Genomic DNA, 14,825 nt, shown 5'->3' with positions numbered 1-14,825 from the left:
TCAGCCGGCGCGGCGCGCCGGGATGTCCGGCAGGATGCCGCGCTGGAACATGATGCCGAGCCGCAGGCTTTCGGCGATCTTCTCCGCCCGGGCGATGAACCGCCCGGCCGCCCGCGGCGGGCAGACCTCGCGCGCGGTGGCGCGGAACAGCTCCAGCCAAAGGGCGAAATGCTCCGGCTGCAGCGCCGGGACGCCGGCATGGGCCTGCATCGGCCGGCCGCCGTAGCGCGCGGTGCGCAGCATCACCGACGACCAGAAATCGCACATCTTGGCGAGGTGCGGCGCCCAGTCGGCGCCGATCACGCCGGCGAAGACCGGGCCGAGCACGGCGTCGCGCCGCACCCGGCCGTAGAAGGCATGGACCAGCGAGACGATCATCGCCTCGTCGATCGGCTCGATGGGATCGGCATCCGTCATATCCATCGGGATATATGGCCCGACGGCGCCGACCACGGCAAGCGGATCAAAGGTCGCGGACATGGGTGAGGGGACAGACCCCGCCTCCTATCCCACCCGTCATCCCCGCGAAAGCGGGGATCTCGTCACGCTCTGAATCGGATGGAGATTCCCGCTTTCGCGGGAATGACGTTCAAGAGAGCGGCGACGGGACACGGCACGCCCAAGAGTGTGGGTGCCATGGCTTCCGCCGATCACCCCCGCCGTTCGCTGTCGAGGGTGGCCATGCCGTGCGGCGCGTAGCGTTCGCCCGCCGCGGCGTTCCGGGGCACCGTCTGCTCGATCTGGGCCAGGTCGTCCGGCGTCAGGGCGACGTCGAGCGCGCCCAGCGCTTCGGCCAGCTGGTCGCGGCGGCGGGAGCCGACCAGTGGCACGATGTCCCCGCCCTGCGCCGACACCCAGGCGATGGCGATCTGGGCGACGCTGACGCCCTTGGCCGCCGCGATGGTCCGCAGTGCCTCGACCAGCTCGAGGTTGCGGTCGACATTGCCGTCCTGGAAGCGCGGGCTGTGGCTGCGAAAATCCTTCGGGTCGGTGCTGCCCTTCTGCCAGTGGCCGCTGATCAGGCCGCGCGACAGCACGCCATAGGCGGTGATGCCGATGCCGAGCTCGCGGCAGGTGGCCAGGATGCCGTCCTCGATGCCGCGCGAGATCAGCGAATATTCGATCTGCAGGTCGACGATGGGGTGCACCGCCGCGGCGCGGCGCAGCGTCTCCGACCCCACCTCGGACAGGCCGATGTGGCGCACATAGCCCGCCTCCACCATGTCGGCGATGGCGCCGACCGTGTCCTCGATCGGCACGTTGGGGTCGAGGCGGGCCGGGCGGTAGATGTCGATGTGGTCGACGCCGAGCCGCTGCAGCGAATAGGCCAGGAAGTTCTTCACCGCCCCGGGACGGCCGTCGAACCCGCCCCAGCCGCCGGCAGGGTCGCGCATCCCGCCGAACTTGACGCTGAGCACGGCGGCGTCGCGCTTGGGACTGGCCCGCAGCGCCTCGCCGATCAGCATCTCGTTGTGGCCCATGCCGTAGAAGTCGCCGGTGTCGATCAGGGTGATCCCGGCGTCGAGCGCGGCGTGGAGGGTGGCGATGCTCTCGGCCCGGTCGGACGAGCCGTACACGCCGTGGGACATGCCCATGGCGCCGAGGCCGAGGGCCGAGACGCGGGGGCCGGTGGCGCCGAGCTGACGATACTGCATGGTCGAAACTCCTGGGTGCCGCAGGCAGCGGCGCATTGCATCGGTCCCTATTATGGGGCGCCGCCATCCGTGCGATAATCCGACCAATTACAAACAAGCCGTTCGGGAAAACGCACAATGGCCAGCCCCGACCTGTCCGATCTCGACGCCTTCGTGGCCGTCGCCCGGGCGCGCAGCTTCCGCGGCGCCGCCACGCTGCGCGGCGTCTCCGCCTCCTCGCTCAGCGAGGCGCTGCGGCGGCTGGAGGCGCGGCTGGGCGTGCGCCTGCTGAACCGCACCACGCGCAGCGTCACCCCGACCGAGGCCGGGGAGCGGCTGATCGAGCGGCTGACCCCGGCGCTGGGCGAGATCGCCGGCGCGCTGGACGCGGTGAGCAGCGTCCGCGACAGCGCGACCGGGACGCTGCGGCTGGACGTGCCATCGATCGTGGCGCGCCACATCCTGCCGCCGATCGCCTGCCGCTTCCTGGCCGCCCATCCCGGCATCACCCTGGAGGTGACGGCCAACGACACCTTCATCGACGTGCTGGCCGCCGGCTTCGATGCCGGCATCCGCTATGAGGAGCGGCTGGAGCGCGACATGATCGCGGTGCCGATCGGCCCGCGGATTCAGCGCTTCGTCATCGCCGCCGCCCCGGCCTACCTGGCCACGCGGGGCCGGCCGCTTCACCCCAGGGACCTGCTGGAGCACGCCTGCATCCGCCACCGCTTCCCCAGCGGCCGGATCGTGTCCTGGGAGTTCGAACGCGACGGCGAGACCATCCGCATCACCCCGGACGGCCCGCTGGTGGCGACGACGATCGATCTGGAGCTGGCCGCCGCCATCGCCGGGCTGGGCGTGATGTGCATCTTCGAGGAGGTGGTGCGGCCGGCGCTGGACAGCGGCGCGCTGGTGCCGGTGATGGAGGATTGGTGGCAGAGCTTCTCCGGCCCCTTCCTCTACTACCCCAGCCGCACCCACATGCCCGCGCCGCTGCGGGCGTTCGTGGATTTCATCAAGACGGATCGAGGGCGGTGAAAGCCCAACCTACTCGGACTTTTGTTGTCATTGCCCGGCTTGACCGGGCAATCCAGGGGCAGTCGAGAGCCGCTCTGGCCGCCCCTGGATGCCGCGGTCGAGCCGTGGCATGACATTTAAATTGTAACCCTACCCAGCCAAAGTCCGGCGGATCTCGCCATGCGCCGCCGGATAGCCCGGCGACACCGCCCGCAGCCGGTCGGCGACCAGGGCGTGCAGGCGCGGCAGGGCGTGGAACGGCACGCCCGGCACCAGATGGTGCTCGGCATGGTAGCTGGCGTTCCAGAACAGGCCGCGCAGTACGAAGCCGGCCAGGGTCGTCCGGGTGTTGGCCCAGCGGTCGTTGCTGCGGACGCAGCCGGAATGCTCGGCCAGCAGCACCCAGCGCAGCAGCGGCTGGGCCAGCAGCACCGGCCCGGCCCACAGGATCAGCGCCAGGGCGCTGCCGGTCGCCAGGCTGGCCGCCACCAGGATCGCGTAGAGCGACAGGTACAGCCGCGCCTCGGCCACCACCCGCGGCCGGTCCTGCGCCGGAATCCACGGCAGGTCGGCCCGGCCCGCCGCGGTCCGCACCAGCCCGGCGACCTGGGCGCGCCAATAGGGCAGGCCGGTCAGGATCAGCAGGTAGCGCCCGCGGGTCAGCGGCGCGGCGCCGATCAGCTCCGGGTCGCGATCGGGGTCCTGGGTGTGGCGGTGATGCGCCAGGTGGAACAGCCGGAAGCCCTCCGGCGGCAGCACCAGGACGAAGCCGGCGACCCAGCCCACCAACCGGTTCAGCCACAGCGACTTGAACGGCGTGCGGTGGGTGGTTTCGTGCAGCGGGCTGAACAGGGCGATCTCGGCGGCGCCCAGCACCGCCATCGCCGGCCACAGCCAGAGGCTGCCGCGCGCCGCCAGCACCAACGCGGCGCCGAGCGCGATCAGCCCGAGATGCCAGGCCAGCGCCTGCAGGCCGCGCGCGTCGGAGCGCCGGGACAGATCCTTCAACGCCCCCGGCGGGAGCGGCCGCGTGGCTGCGTCGGTCATGCCGTATCCTGCCGCCGGCCGCCCATCCGGATCAAGGCCGGGCGATCATTCGCCCCAATGGATCGGGAAGGCGTCTGGGTAGGCGAACAGCGACGGGGCGCCGCCGGTGTGCAGGAACACCACCACGTCATCCGGGCGGAAGCGGCCGGCGCGGATGCCGGCGATCAGCCCGGCCATGGCCTTGCCGGTGTAGACCGGATCGAGCAGCAGCGCCTCCTGCGCCGCGGCCAGGCGCAGCGCCTCGACCATGCCGTCCGTCGGCAGGCCGTAGCCTTCGCCGACCACGCCGTCCTCCAGCACCACATCGTCCCCAGACAGCGGCGAGGCGACGCCCAGCAGCGCGCTGCCCGCCTGCAGCAGGGCGGCGACGCGCGGCCGCTGCTCCTGCGACGTCCGGCTGATGCAGTAGCCGATCGCCGGGGCCGTGCTGCCGCCCAGCGCCAGGCCGAGCGCCAGCCCGGCATGGGTGCCGCCGCTGCCGCTGGCCAGCGCGACATGGGTGATGCCGACGCCCTGGGCCTTCGCCTGCGCCAGCAGCTCCCGCGCCGCATCGACATAGCCCATCATCCCCAGCGCGTTCGACCCGCCGATCGGGATGATGTAGGGCGTGCCGCCCTCTGCCCGGCACTGTTCGGCCGCGCGCGCCAGCTCCGCGTCGGGGTCGGCGGTGCCGGGGTGGAGTTCGATGCGGGCGCCGAACAGCTCGTCCAGCAACAGGTTGCCGTTGGTGTGGTAGGTCGGGTCGCGCCCGGCCACCGCATCGGTCAGGATCAGCACGCAGTCGAGGCCCAGCTTCGCCGCCGCCGCCGCGGTCTGGCGGGCATGATTGGACTGCGGGCCGCCGGCGGTGATGATGGTGTCGGCGCCCCGGGCCAGCGCCTCGCCCAGCAGGAACTCCAGCTTGCGCACCTTGTTGCCGCCCAGCGCCAGGCCGGTGCAGTCGTCGCGCTTGATCCACAGCTGCGGCCCGCCCAGCGCGGCGGTGAGGCGCGGCATCGGCTCGAGCGGCGTCGGCGCGTGCTGCAAGGCGATCCGCGGCAGCTGGTCCAGCGAGGGCATCGGTTCCGTCCCGTGAAGCTGCGGCCCCGCCGGCCGCCTGCCCGCTTCGTATCACGGTTTGTGATCGGGCCAGAAGGGGCGGCCGGGTGCTACCCGGAGGGCGGGCGCGTCGAGCCGCGGATGACCAGCTCGGTCGGCAGCAGGCGCCGGGTCGCGGGGATGGGGCTGCCGTCGGCCACCGCCTTCAGCAGCAGCGTCGCCGCGGTGGCGCCCTTGTCGAACAGCGGCTGGCGGATGGTGGTCAGCGCCGGCCGCACCAGGGCGGCGCGCCGGATGTCGTCGAAGCCGGCGACCGAGACGTCCTCCGGCACCCGCAGGCCCAGCGACCGCGCCGCCTCGATCGCGCCGATCGCCAGCCGGTCGGACATCGCCAGGATCGCGGTCGGCCGGTCCGGCCGGCGCAGCAGCACCAAAGCGGCGTCGCGGCCATGCGCCTCGCTGCTGGCCGGGCGCTCCTCGATCGGCATCGAGTCCGGGTCGAGCCCGGCGGCGGCGATGGCCTCGGCATAGCCTTCCAGCCGGTCGACGCTGGTGCGGAAGGTCATGATCGCCCGCCGCGCGGCGTCGAGCGGCCCGACATAGCCGTCGACCGAGGATTCCAGCGAGATGATGCCGAGCTGGCGGTGGCCGAGCCCCAGCACATGCTCGGCCACCCGCCGGGCGGCGCCGTGGTCGTCGATGCCGACGAAGGCCACGCCATCGGGCGCCTGGTTGTCGATCGCGACCACCGGCAGGCCGCGGCGCAGCAGCGGCGCCCAGGCCTCCGCCCCATTCAGGAAGCCGTAGACCAGGAAGCCGTCGACCGCGGCGCGGTGGATGGCGCTGCGGCTGGCCGGGCTTTTCACCGCCGGCAGGATCAGGAGGCCGGACCGCGCCTTCTCGCAGGCCGCCGCCACGCCGCGCAGCATGCCCACCGCCGCCGGGTCGTCGAAGGCGAAGGGCAGCGTCTCGTGGAACAGCAGGCCGATGGCCTCCGCCTTGCCCGTCCGCAGCATCCGCGCCGCCGGGTTGGGGCCGTGCACGCCCATCGCCCGCGCCGCCGCCATGATCCGGTCGCGCAGCTCGGCCGACAGCTGGTCCGGCCGGTTGAAGGCGTTCGACACCGTGGTGCGCGAGACCCCGACCGCCGCCGCGATGTCCAGCAGCGTGCCCCGCCGCTTGTCGGTTCCGTCATTCATGCGGACACCCTAGGGGGCCCCTCTTGATCGATCAAGAAACTCTCGATACTGTCAAAACTGAATGCATTCAGAAGCCTTGTTCAGGGGACCGGGGCGGCTGGCGGGATCGCGGCCGGAATGCAGGGGATGCGGAGGGGTTGAATGCGCGAATGGTGGCGCGGCGCGGTGATGTACCAGATCTACCCGCGCAGCTTCCTGGACACGAATGGCGACGGCGTCGGCGACTTGGCCGGCATCACCGCCAAGCTGGACTACATCGCCGATCTCGGCGTCGACGGCATCTGGATCTCGCCCTTCTTCAAGTCGCCGATGAAGGATTTCGGCTACGACGTCTCGGATTACTGCGACGTCGACCCGCTGTTCGGCACGCTGGCGGATTACGACCGGCTGATCGAGAAAGCGCATGCGCTGGGATTGAAGGTGATCATCGACCAGGTGATCAGCCACACCTCGGACGCCCATCCCTGGTTCACCGAGAGCCGGGCCAGCCGCGACAACCCCAAGGCCGACTGGTTCGTCTGGGCCAACCCGAAGCCGGATGGCAGCCCGCCGAACAACTGGCTGTCGATCTTCGGCGGCTCGGCCTGGCAGTGGGACACCCGCCGGCGCCAGTACTACATGCACAATTTCCTGACCCAGCAGCCCGACCTGAACCTGCACAATCCCGAGGTGCAGGATGCGGTGCTGGCGGCGCTGGAGTTCTGGCTGCAGCGCGGCACCGACGGCTTCCGCCTGGACACCGCCAATTTCTACATGCACGACCGGCTGCTGCGCGACAACCCGGCCAAGCCGGCGGACACGGCGCCGACCGGCGACGAGCGGCCGGACAATCCGTACTTCATGCAGTTCCACCGCTACGACAAGTCGCAGCCGGAGAACCTGCTGTTCCTGCGCCGGCTGCGCGAATTGCTCAACCGCTATCCCGACAGGATGGCGGTGGCCGAGATCGGCGATGACGACCCGATCGGCCGGACCGCGGAATACGTCCAGGCCGACCTGCTGCACACCGCCTACAATTTCAGCCTGCTGAACGACACCTTCAACGCGCCGCACATCGCCAAGGCGCTGATCGCCTTCCACCAGGCCACCGACGACGGTTGGCCGTCCTGGGCCTTCTCCAACCACGACGTCAAGCGGGTGGTGTCGCGCTGGGGCGGGCCGGACGCCGATCCGCGGCTGGGCCGGATGCTGACGGCGCTGCTGAGCTCGCTGCGCGGCACCGCCTTCATCTACCAGGGCGAGGAGCTGGGGCTGCCCGAGGCGGAGGTGCCCTACGACAAGCTGCAGGACCCCTACGGCATCACCTTCTGGCCCGACTTCAAGGGCCGCGACGGCTGCCGCACCCCGATCCCGTGGGACGTCGAGGCGCCCCAGGCCGGCTTCTCCACCGCCGAGCCCTGGCTGCCGATCCCGGAGGCGCACCGCAAGCTGGCCGCCGGCGCCCAGGCGCACGACCCCGAATCGACCCTGGCCTTCACCCGCCAGTTCCTGCGCTGGCGGCGCAGCCACCCCGCCTTCGCCACCGGGGCGATTCGCTTCCTCGACACCGCCGACGGCGTCCTGGCCTTCGAGCGGGTGCTGGATGGCGAGCGCATGCTCTGCGTCTTCAACCTGACCGGCGAGACCCGGATCTGGACGGCGCCGACGGTGCAGATCGCTCCGACCGACGCGCCCGGGCTGGGCGGTCGGCTGGAGGGCGGGCGGGTGGCGCTGCCGCCCTACGCCGCCTTCTTCGGCGCGGTCGCCGCGGAAGCGATGCAGGCGGAGCAGAACGCGGCCTGACGGGTTGTCTCAGGAATAGTTTCGTTTCGACTCGCCAGAGGCCGGCCTGGCGAGTCACCCTTCACGACAAGACACGCACGCGGGGGGCGCGCCGGTCTTCCCCCGCTGCCAAAAGCAGATGGAGGAGACATGTCGAAGAGCGCGCTCTTGCCCCTCGCCCTTGCCCTGACCTTGGCCGGCGGCGCCGCCGCCCAGGCGGAAGGGGTCAAGGTCACGATCTCCTGCGGCTCGGTCGGTGCCGAACAGGCGCAATGCCGCGAAGGCGCCAAGGCCTGGGAGGCGAAGACCGGCAACACGGTCGACATCGTCGCCCCGCCGCAGTCGACCTCGGACCAGCTCGCCCTCTACCAGCAGATCCTGAACGCCAAGTCGGGCGACATCGACGTGTTCCAGATCGACGTGGTGTGGCCCGGCATGCTGGGCAGCCATTTCATCGACCTGAAGCAGTATGTCGACCAGGCCACTATCGACCAGCACTTCCCCGGCATCATCAAGGGGCTGACCCGCGACGGCCAGCTGATGGCGCTGCCGTGGTTCACCGATGCCGGGTTGCTCTATTACCGCCAGGACCTGTTGGACAAATACCAGCTCAAGGTGCCCACCACCTGGGAGGAGATGACCGCCGACGCCAAGACCATCCAGGAGGGCGAGCGCAAGGCGGGCAACGACCGCTTCTTCGGCTTCGTCTTCCAGGGCCGGGCCTATGAGGGGCTGACCTGCGACGCGCTGGAATGGATCGTCAGCTTCGGCGGCGGCGACATCGTGGAGGCCGACGGCAAGATCACCGTCAACAATCCGCAGGCGGCCAAGGCGCTGGACCTCGCCGCCTCCTGGATCGGCACCATCGCGCCGGACGGCGTGCTGAACTACATGGAGGAGGACGCCCGCGGGGTGTTCCAGTCCGGCAACGCCGCCTTCATGCGCAACTGGCCCTACGCCTATGGGCTGGTGAATTCCGGCGACAGCCCGGTCAAGGGCAAGGTCGGCACCGCCGCCCTGCCCAAGGGCGATGGCGACGGCGCGCGGGTCGCGGCGACCCTGGGCGGCTGGAACCTTGCCGTGTCGAAATACTCCGCCCATCCCAAGGAGGCCGCCGACCTCGCCGCCTTCCTGACCGGCAAGGACGAGCAGAAGCGCCGCGCCATCACCGGCGCCTTCCAGTCGACCATCCCGGCGCTCTACGACGACCCGGACGTGCTGAAGGCCCAGCCGTTCTTCGCCCTGCTGAAGACCGCCTTCGAAGGCGCGGTGGCGCGGCCCTCGGCGGTGACCGGCGAGCGCTACAACGAGGTCTCGACCCTGTTCTGGAACGCGGTCCACAACACCCTGTCGAAGCAGGGCGACGGCGCCACCAACCTGGCGCAGCTGCAGAAGGACCTGAACCGCCTGAGCCGCGGCGGCCGCTGGTGACAGAGCGGGCCGGCCCCACCCCGCACGGGGTGCTGCCGGCCCGTCCCGACCCACCCTCGATCCCGGGGAGGATCCCATGACCGTCGCCACCTCGACCACCGCCCCTGCCGCCGACAATGTGAAGCCGGTCGCCTCCCGGCTCAGCCGACAGCGCATCCGCGCCGCCTGGATCTTCCTGATCCCGATGCTGCTGGTGCTGCTGCTGGTGGCCGGCTGGCCGCTGGTCCGCACCATCGCGCTCAGCTTCACCGACGCGACCCTGCAGGCGGACAGGCCGACCCGCATGGTCGGCTTCGACAACTACCTGTTCTACGGCCCCAACCGCGCCGACTACGACGACAAGCTGGGCGGCTACTACGTCTTCTACGACCCCAAGGGCACCAACCTGGTGTGGAAGGCCGAAGAGGGCAAGTTCTGGGACATCGACACCAACCAGCCGGTCGATTACGACGTCGACACCAGCGGCATCTTCAGCTGGCAGGGGCTGCTGGTCGACCATGTCTGGTGGCGGTCGGCCTGGAACACCATCCTGTTCACGGTGGTGTCGGTGACGATCGAGACCATCCTCGGCCTGCTGATCGCCATGACCCTGAACGCCCATATGCCGGGCCGCGGGCTGCTGCGGGCCGCGGTGCTGATCCCCTGGGCCATCCCCACCATCGTCTCGGCCAAGATGTGGGGCTGGATGCTGAACGACCAGTACGGCGTGATCAACGAGGTGCTGCTGTCGCTCGGCGTCATCACCACCCGGGTGGCCTGGACCGCCGACCCCAGCCTGTCGCTGGCCTCGGTGATCGCGGTCGATGTGTGGAAGACCACGCCGTTCATGACGCTGCTGATCCTGGCCGCACTGCAGATGCTGCCCGGCGAGGTCTACGAGGCGGCGAAGGTCGACGGCATCAGCCCGTGGCGGGTGTTCACCAAGATCACCGTCCCGCTGATCTGGCCGGCGCTGATGGTGGCGATCCTGTTCCGGGCGCTGGATTCGCTGCGGGTCTTCGACCTGATCTACGTGCTGACCTCGAACAGCATCAGCACCATGAGCATGTCGGTCTTCGCCCGGCAGCAGAGCATCGATTTCGGCAATGTCGGCTTCGGCTCCGCCGCCTCGACCCTGCTGTTCGTCATCATCGCCGTGATCGCCGCCCTGTGGATGGTGGCGGGTCGCGTGCGCTTCGACAAATAGGGGGCGCGCCATGGCCATGTCCAAGACCCTGAAGCGCCGCGTCGGCCAACCGCTTTTCTACCTGCTGGTGGCGGTGATCATCGTCTACACCGTGTTCCCGTTCTACTGGGCGGTGGTGTCGTCGCTGAAGACCGGCCAGCAGCTGTTCGGCACCGACCTGCTGCCGCCGACGCCCACGCTGGACAACTATGTCGGCGTGTTCCGCGAGCAGCCGTTCCTGACCAACATCGTCAACTCGCTGATCGTCGCCGGGTCGACCGTGCTGATCTGCCTGGTGCTGTCGGTCAGCGCCGCCTACGCGCTGGGCCGGGTCCGGTTCCGCGGCCGCAGCACCATCCTGATGCTGACCCTCGGCGTCTCGATGTTCCCGCAGGTGGCGGTGCTGACCGGGCTGTTCGAGCTGGTGCGCTGGCTCGGCATCTACAACCAGCTCGGCTCGCTGATCCTCAGCTACATGATCTTCACCCTGCCCTTCTCGGTCTGGGTGCTGACGACCTTCATGCGCGAGCTGCCGCGCGAGCTGGAAGAGGCGGCGATCGTGGACGGCGCCAGGCCGTGGCAGATCCTGGTCCGGGTGTTCCTGCCGCTGCTGGGCCCGGCCCTGGCGACCACCGGCCTCTTGGCCTTCATCGCCGCCTGGAACGAGTTCCTGTTCGCCCTGACCTTCACCCTGACCAACGAGGTGCGGACGGTGCCAGTGGCGATCGCCCTGATCTCGGGCGCCACCCAGTTCGACATCCCCTGGGGCCTGATCATGGCGGCATCGGTGGTGGTGACGGTGCCGCTGATCGTGCTGGTGATGATCTTCCAGCGCCGCATCGTGTCCGGCCTGACGGCGGGCGCGGTCAAGGGTTGAGCGATCGGGCGGCGGCAGGCCCGCCGCCCGTCACTCTACGAGCGCTTCCTTGGCATGGGCGGCGGCGCCGCTGCGCAGCGGGCGCTCCTCCATCAGCAGCAGGCTGACGAAGCCGAGGGCGAGGCCGGCCGCGGCAGCCAGGAACAGCCAGTGGAAGCTGCCGACCAGCGCGTCGCGCAGCGCCGGGTTGAGGTCGCCGAGATTTTCCGGCGACTGGCCGGGGGTTCCGCCGATGGCGCCGAGCACGATGGCGCCGAAGCCGGCCACCACAATGGCGCTGCCCAGCGAGCGGAAGAAGTTCATGCAGGCGGTGGCGGTGCCGAGCTGGTGCATCGCCACCGAATTCTGGATCGAGATGGTGGTGACCGGCAGCACGGTGCCGAGGCCGAGGCCGACCACGCCGAGCATGATCTCGACCGACCATTGCGGCAGGCCGGTGGGGTGGACCGCCAGCACCAGCAGCGCGGCCACGGCGCAGGTCAGCCCGATCAGCGGCGTGCGCTTGTAGTGGGTCATGATGGCCATGAAGCGGCCGGCCAGGTTGGCGCCGGTCACGGTCCCCGCCATCAGCGGCAGCAGCGCCAGGCCGGCATTGCTGGGCGACAGGCCGAGGACGCCTTCGAGATAGACCGGCACATAGATCGACAGGCCGATGAAGGTGCCCATGACGCAGAAGGCCGCCGCCGTGCCGGTGCCGACCACCGGGTTGGACATCACCGCCAGCGGGATCAGCGGTTCGGACGCGGTCAGCAGGCGGATGGCGAACAGCACCCAGAACAGCAGCGACACGCCGAGCAGGCCGAGGATCTGGACCGAGGCCCAGGGGTAGTAGTTGGCGCCGCCCCAGGTCAGCGCCAGCATCACCGCCACGGTGGCGACCACCATCAGCACCGCGCCGAGCACGTCGAGCTTGTGCCGCCGTTCGTGCCGCGGCAGGCGGCGCAAGGTGTTCCAGGTCATCCAGAAGGCGCCGAGGCCGAGCGGCAGGTTGATCCAGAAGATCACCGACCAGTGCAGATGGTCGGCGATCAGCCCGCCCAGCACCGGCCCGACCACGCTGGAGGTCACGAAGACGCTGGCGATGTAGGCCTGGTAGCGCGACCGTTCCTTCGGCAACACCACGTCGGCGATGATGGTCTGGGCCAGCGAGATCAGCCCGCCGCCGCCCAGCCCCTGCAGCGCCCGCGCCAGGATCAGCGCCAGCATGGTCGGCGCCAGGGCGCAGACCACCGAGCCGACGATGAACACACCGATGCTGACCAAGAGCGTGATCCGCCGGCCGTGGATGTCGCTGAGCTTGCCGTAGAGCGGGGTGACCGCGGTCGAGGCCAGCAGATAGGCGCTGACCACCCAGGACAGGTGTTCGACGTCGCCCAGCTCCTGCCCGATGGTCGGCAGCACCGTCGCCACGATGGTCTGGTCCAGCGCGGCCAGCATCATGGCCAGCAGGATTCCGATGATGATCGAGCGGATTGCGGCATGGTCGAGCGGCGCCGGCCCGGCGACCGCCTCGTTGTGTGCGGACATGGTCTCTGTCGTTTCCGAATCCTGGAATCGGCGGTGGCGGCGTGGCCTGCACCGAGCGGTCCAGGTTTCGCCTACGGCACTTGTCAGACAAGAGCGGTCTCGGCAGTGCAGCCATCGCCCCCCGGCATGGAGCGAAAGGCCATGCGGTCGCAGGCCTCTCGCGCCGCGCCGGGGAGCGGCCCATATCGGCGGCTCCGACGCTTGCCCTTCTCCCGCCACGCGGGAGCGGTAAGGCGAACCGACCGGACTCCACTTCCATCAGGGCCGAACGCGCTCTAGGGTGCCGCCATGACCGACCAGACCCAACCCAGGGCCGAAAAGAGCCCCTTCCTGCGCCTCGGGCTCGAAGCCGGGCCGCTGCTGATCTTCTTCGTCGCCAACCAGCTGGCCGGCGTCATGCCCGCGACCGCGATCTTCATGGTCGCGATCGTGGCGGCGGTGATCCTGTCGGTGCGGCTGGAGCGGCGGTGGCCGATCATGCCGGTGGTCAGCTGCGTCTTCGTACTGATCTTCGGCGGCCTGACGCTGTGGATGGACGACGACACCTTCATCAAGCTGAAGCCGACCGTGGTGAACCTGCTGTTCGCCGCCATCCTGTTCGCGGGCCTGGCCACCGGCCGCAACTTCCTGAAGCTGATGATGGGCACGGTGTTCGAGCTGACCGAGGCCGGCTGGCGCATCCTGACCTGGCGCTGGGCGGTGTTCTTCGTGGTGCTGGCGGTGATCAACGAGATCGTGTGGCGCAACTTCTCGTTCAACTTCTGGGCCGGCTTCAAGCTGTTCGGCATCCTGCCGCTGACCCTGGTCTTCGCCATGGCGCAGATGCCCGTCCTGATGCGGCACCAGGAAAAGCCGGCAGCGGAATGACCGATCCCCTGCGCCATGTCGAGGATTGGGTCTTCGACCTCGACAACACGCTCTATGCCGCCAAGACCGACCTGTTCGCCCAGATCGACCGGCGCATGGGCGAATACATCCGCACCCATTTCGACCTGCCTCCGGCCGAGGCGCGGGCGCTGCAGAAGCGGCTGTTCCGCGAGCACGGCACCACCCTGCGCGGCCTGATGAACGAGCGCGCGGTCGCGCCGGGCCCGTTCCTCGAATTCGTCCACGACATCGACGTCTCGGCAATCGGCCCCAGCCCGGTGCTGGCGGCGGCGCTGGCCGAGCTGCCGGGGCGGAAGTTCATCTTCACCAACGGGTCGGTGCCGCATGCCGAGCGGGTGCTGGACCGGATGGGCCTGGCCGGGCGGTTCGACGGCATCTTCGACATCGTCGCCGCGGCCTATGTGCCGAAGCCGGATCCCGGCCCCTACCAGGCGCTGCTCGACCGCTACGGCCTGGCGCCGGAGGCGACGGTGATGGTGGAGGACATGGCCCGCAACCTGTTGCCGGCGCACAAGCTGGGCATGACCACGGTGTGGGTCCGCACCCCGTCGGACTGGGGCCAGCCACTGCCCGACGACCGGCACATCGACATCGCCATCGACGACACCGCCGACTGGCTGGCCGCCGTGGTCGCAGCGCGCCGGGCGGGCTGAGGGATCAGCTACACGCTTTGAAACTGCCCGGCTGCTGCCGCGTCCAGGTGTCGGTGCGGCCGAACAGGCTGATGCCGACATAGCCGCGCAGGTCCAGCGTGTCCGGCCCGGTCAGGGTCATGGTGGCGTCGTAGGTCTTGCCGCTCTTCGGGTCGTAGATCGTGCCGTCCTCCCATTCCGTGTCGGAGGACTGGGTGAAGCTGTGCAGCATCACCAGCTTGCACAGCGGCTTGCTGTGCTTGCTCTCATCCGGGTTGTTCACGTCGGTGGCGGGGGCGTCGGGCGGCAGGCCGGCGATGCGGCCGCAGATGCCGGTGGTGCAGTCGAGGATCTCGATCACCGAACGGCCATCCCCGGTGCGCCAGAAGCCCTTGATCCCGCCGGCGGCGGAGGCGGTCGGTGCGGCCAGGGCAGCGGCGAACCCGACGGCCAGGCCTGCGGCAAGAACGGCGCTGCGGATGGTCATGGGCACTCCCATATTGGTCGTGTTGCTTCTGCGTCGAGCATGCGGCGAGACGGGAGTCCTGTCCATTGCGCCGATTTGCATCGCGCTGAGGGTGACAACTTTGAAACTATTCGAGCTTTTGC

General features: G+C 69.8%; 14 protein-coding genes. 7 read left to right on the top strand and 7 right to left on the bottom strand.

Annotation, left to right across the window (positions count from 1 at the left end):
• The gene (locus E9232_RS15545; RefSeq protein ID WP_309795140.1) at window positions 1-423 is read right to left on the bottom strand and encodes a group III truncated hemoglobin; all 423 of its coding nucleotides are present in this window, start codon (window positions 421-423) and stop codon (window positions 1-3) included.
• 227 nt (window positions 424-650) lie between these two features.
• Complete coding sequence (locus tag E9232_RS15540; protein WP_309795138.1) at window positions 651-1,655, bottom strand: aldo/keto reductase; 1,005 nt, start codon at window positions 1,653-1,655, stop codon at window positions 651-653.
• Between the two features lie 117 nt (window positions 1,656-1,772).
• Here E9232_RS15540 and E9232_RS15535 point away from each other — a divergent pair, with 117 nt between their 5' ends.
• Complete coding sequence (locus E9232_RS15535; RefSeq protein ID WP_309795136.1) at window positions 1,773-2,672, top strand: LysR family transcriptional regulator; 900 nt, start codon at window positions 1,773-1,775, stop codon at window positions 2,670-2,672.
• Between the two features lie 129 nt (window positions 2,673-2,801).
• Here E9232_RS15535 and E9232_RS15530 read toward each other — a convergent pair whose 3' ends face one another.
• The 3 genes from E9232_RS15530 to E9232_RS15520 all read right to left on the bottom strand — a co-directional run bounded on the left by E9232_RS15530 (window position 2,802) and on the right by E9232_RS15520 (window position 5,935).
• Entirely contained in the window at window positions 2,802-3,698 is an 897-nt protein-coding gene (locus E9232_RS15530) for a fatty acid desaturase (protein WP_309795134.1), read from the bottom strand.
• A 45-nt stretch (window positions 3,699-3,743) separates the two neighbouring features.
• On the bottom strand, window positions 3,744-4,757 hold the full coding sequence (locus tag E9232_RS15525) for a D-cysteine desulfhydrase family protein (protein ID WP_309795132.1): 1,014 nt from the start codon (window positions 4,755-4,757) through the stop codon (window positions 3,744-3,746).
• Window positions 4,758-4,846: 89 nt separating this feature from the next.
• The gene (locus E9232_RS15520; protein ID WP_309795129.1) at window positions 4,847-5,935 is read right to left on the bottom strand and encodes a LacI family DNA-binding transcriptional regulator; all 1,089 of its coding nucleotides are present in this window, start codon (window positions 5,933-5,935) and stop codon (window positions 4,847-4,849) included.
• Window positions 5,936-6,076: 141 nt separating this feature from the next.
• Between E9232_RS15520 and E9232_RS15515 the strand changes: the two genes are divergently transcribed.
• The 4 genes from E9232_RS15515 to E9232_RS15500 all read left to right on the top strand — a co-directional run bounded on the left by E9232_RS15515 (window position 6,077) and on the right by E9232_RS15500 (window position 11,169).
• Window positions 6,077-7,717 carry an alpha-glucosidase family protein gene (locus E9232_RS15515; RefSeq protein WP_309795127.1) on the top strand — a complete coding sequence of 547 codons (1,641 nt, stop codon included), beginning with the start codon at window positions 6,077-6,079 and terminating at the stop codon, window positions 7,715-7,717.
• A 129-nt stretch (window positions 7,718-7,846) separates the two neighbouring features.
• Entirely contained in the window at window positions 7,847-9,127 is a 1,281-nt protein-coding gene (locus E9232_RS15510) for an ABC transporter substrate-binding protein (protein WP_309795125.1), read from the top strand.
• Window positions 9,128-9,203: 76 nt separating this feature from the next.
• A complete protein-coding gene (locus tag E9232_RS15505; protein WP_309795123.1) occupies window positions 9,204-10,313 on the top strand; it encodes a carbohydrate ABC transporter permease in 1,110 nt (369 codons plus the stop codon).
• A gap of 10 nt (window positions 10,314-10,323) precedes the next feature.
• A complete protein-coding gene (locus tag E9232_RS15500) occupies window positions 10,324-11,169 on the top strand; it encodes a carbohydrate ABC transporter permease (RefSeq protein WP_374710622.1) in 846 nt (281 codons plus the stop codon).
• Window positions 11,170-11,199: 30 nt separating this feature from the next.
• Here the strand turns inward: E9232_RS15500 and E9232_RS15495 are convergent, their stop codons facing one another.
• Window positions 11,200-12,696, bottom strand: a complete 1,497-nt coding sequence (locus tag E9232_RS15495; RefSeq protein WP_309795121.1) for an MDR family MFS transporter — start codon at window positions 12,694-12,696, stop codon at window positions 11,200-11,202.
• Window positions 12,697-12,984: 288 nt separating this feature from the next.
• Here E9232_RS15495 and E9232_RS15490 point away from each other — a divergent pair, with 288 nt between their 5' ends.
• Window positions 12,985-13,563, top strand: a complete 579-nt coding sequence (locus E9232_RS15490) for a septation protein A (protein WP_309795119.1) — start codon at window positions 12,985-12,987, stop codon at window positions 13,561-13,563.
• A complete protein-coding gene (locus tag E9232_RS15485; protein WP_309795117.1) occupies window positions 13,560-14,237 on the top strand; it encodes a pyrimidine 5'-nucleotidase in 678 nt (225 codons plus the stop codon). Before E9232_RS15490 ends, E9232_RS15485 begins: the two co-directional genes overlap by 4 nt.
• 4 nt (window positions 14,238-14,241) lie before the next feature.
• Here the strand turns inward: E9232_RS15485 and E9232_RS15480 are convergent, their stop codons facing one another.
• Entirely contained in the window at window positions 14,242-14,703 is a 462-nt protein-coding gene (locus tag E9232_RS15480) for a DUF2147 domain-containing protein (protein WP_309795115.1), read from the bottom strand.
• Window positions 14,704-14,825 lie beyond the last annotated feature (122 nt).

Source organism: Inquilinus ginsengisoli (assembly GCF_031453975.1).
GTDB lineage: Bacteria > Pseudomonadota > Alphaproteobacteria > DSM-16000 > Inquilinaceae > Inquilinus > Inquilinus ginsengisoli_A.
Note: the sequence above shows the minus strand (reverse complement) of the source record. Positions and strands in the feature narration are given on the sequence as shown.

Coding starts and splice junctions, on each gene's coding strand:
- E9232_RS15545 (WP_309795140.1), bottom strand. CDS start 423: ATGGATATGACGGATGCCGATCCCATCGAGCCGATCGACGAGGCGATG.
- E9232_RS15540 (WP_309795138.1), bottom strand. CDS start 1,655: ATGCAGTATCGTCAGCTCGGCGCCACCGGCCCCCGCGTCTCGGCCCTC.
- E9232_RS15535 (WP_309795136.1), top strand. CDS start 1,773: ATGGCCAGCCCCGACCTGTCCGATCTCGACGCCTTCGTGGCCGTCGCC.
- E9232_RS15530 (WP_309795134.1), bottom strand. CDS start 3,698: ATGACCGACGCAGCCACGCGGCCGCTCCCGCCGGGGGCGTTGAAGGAT.
- E9232_RS15525 (WP_309795132.1), bottom strand. CDS start 4,757: ATGCCCTCGCTGGACCAGCTGCCGCGGATCGCCTTGCAGCACGCGCCG.
- E9232_RS15520 (WP_309795129.1), bottom strand. CDS start 5,935: ATGAATGACGGAACCGACAAGCGGCGGGGCACGCTGCTGGACATCGCG.
- E9232_RS15515 (WP_309795127.1), top strand. CDS start 6,077: ATGCGCGAATGGTGGCGCGGCGCGGTGATGTACCAGATCTACCCGCGC.
- E9232_RS15510 (WP_309795125.1), top strand. CDS start 7,847: ATGTCGAAGAGCGCGCTCTTGCCCCTCGCCCTTGCCCTGACCTTGGCC.
- E9232_RS15505 (WP_309795123.1), top strand. CDS start 9,204: ATGACCGTCGCCACCTCGACCACCGCCCCTGCCGCCGACAATGTGAAG.
- E9232_RS15500 (WP_374710622.1), top strand. CDS start 10,324: ATGGCCATGTCCAAGACCCTGAAGCGCCGCGTCGGCCAACCGCTTTTC.
- E9232_RS15495 (WP_309795121.1), bottom strand. CDS start 12,696: ATGTCCGCACACAACGAGGCGGTCGCCGGGCCGGCGCCGCTCGACCAT.
- E9232_RS15490 (WP_309795119.1), top strand. CDS start 12,985: ATGACCGACCAGACCCAACCCAGGGCCGAAAAGAGCCCCTTCCTGCGC.
- E9232_RS15485 (WP_309795117.1), top strand. CDS start 13,560: ATGACCGATCCCCTGCGCCATGTCGAGGATTGGGTCTTCGACCTCGAC.
- E9232_RS15480 (WP_309795115.1), bottom strand. CDS start 14,703: ATGACCATCCGCAGCGCCGTTCTTGCCGCAGGCCTGGCCGTCGGGTTC.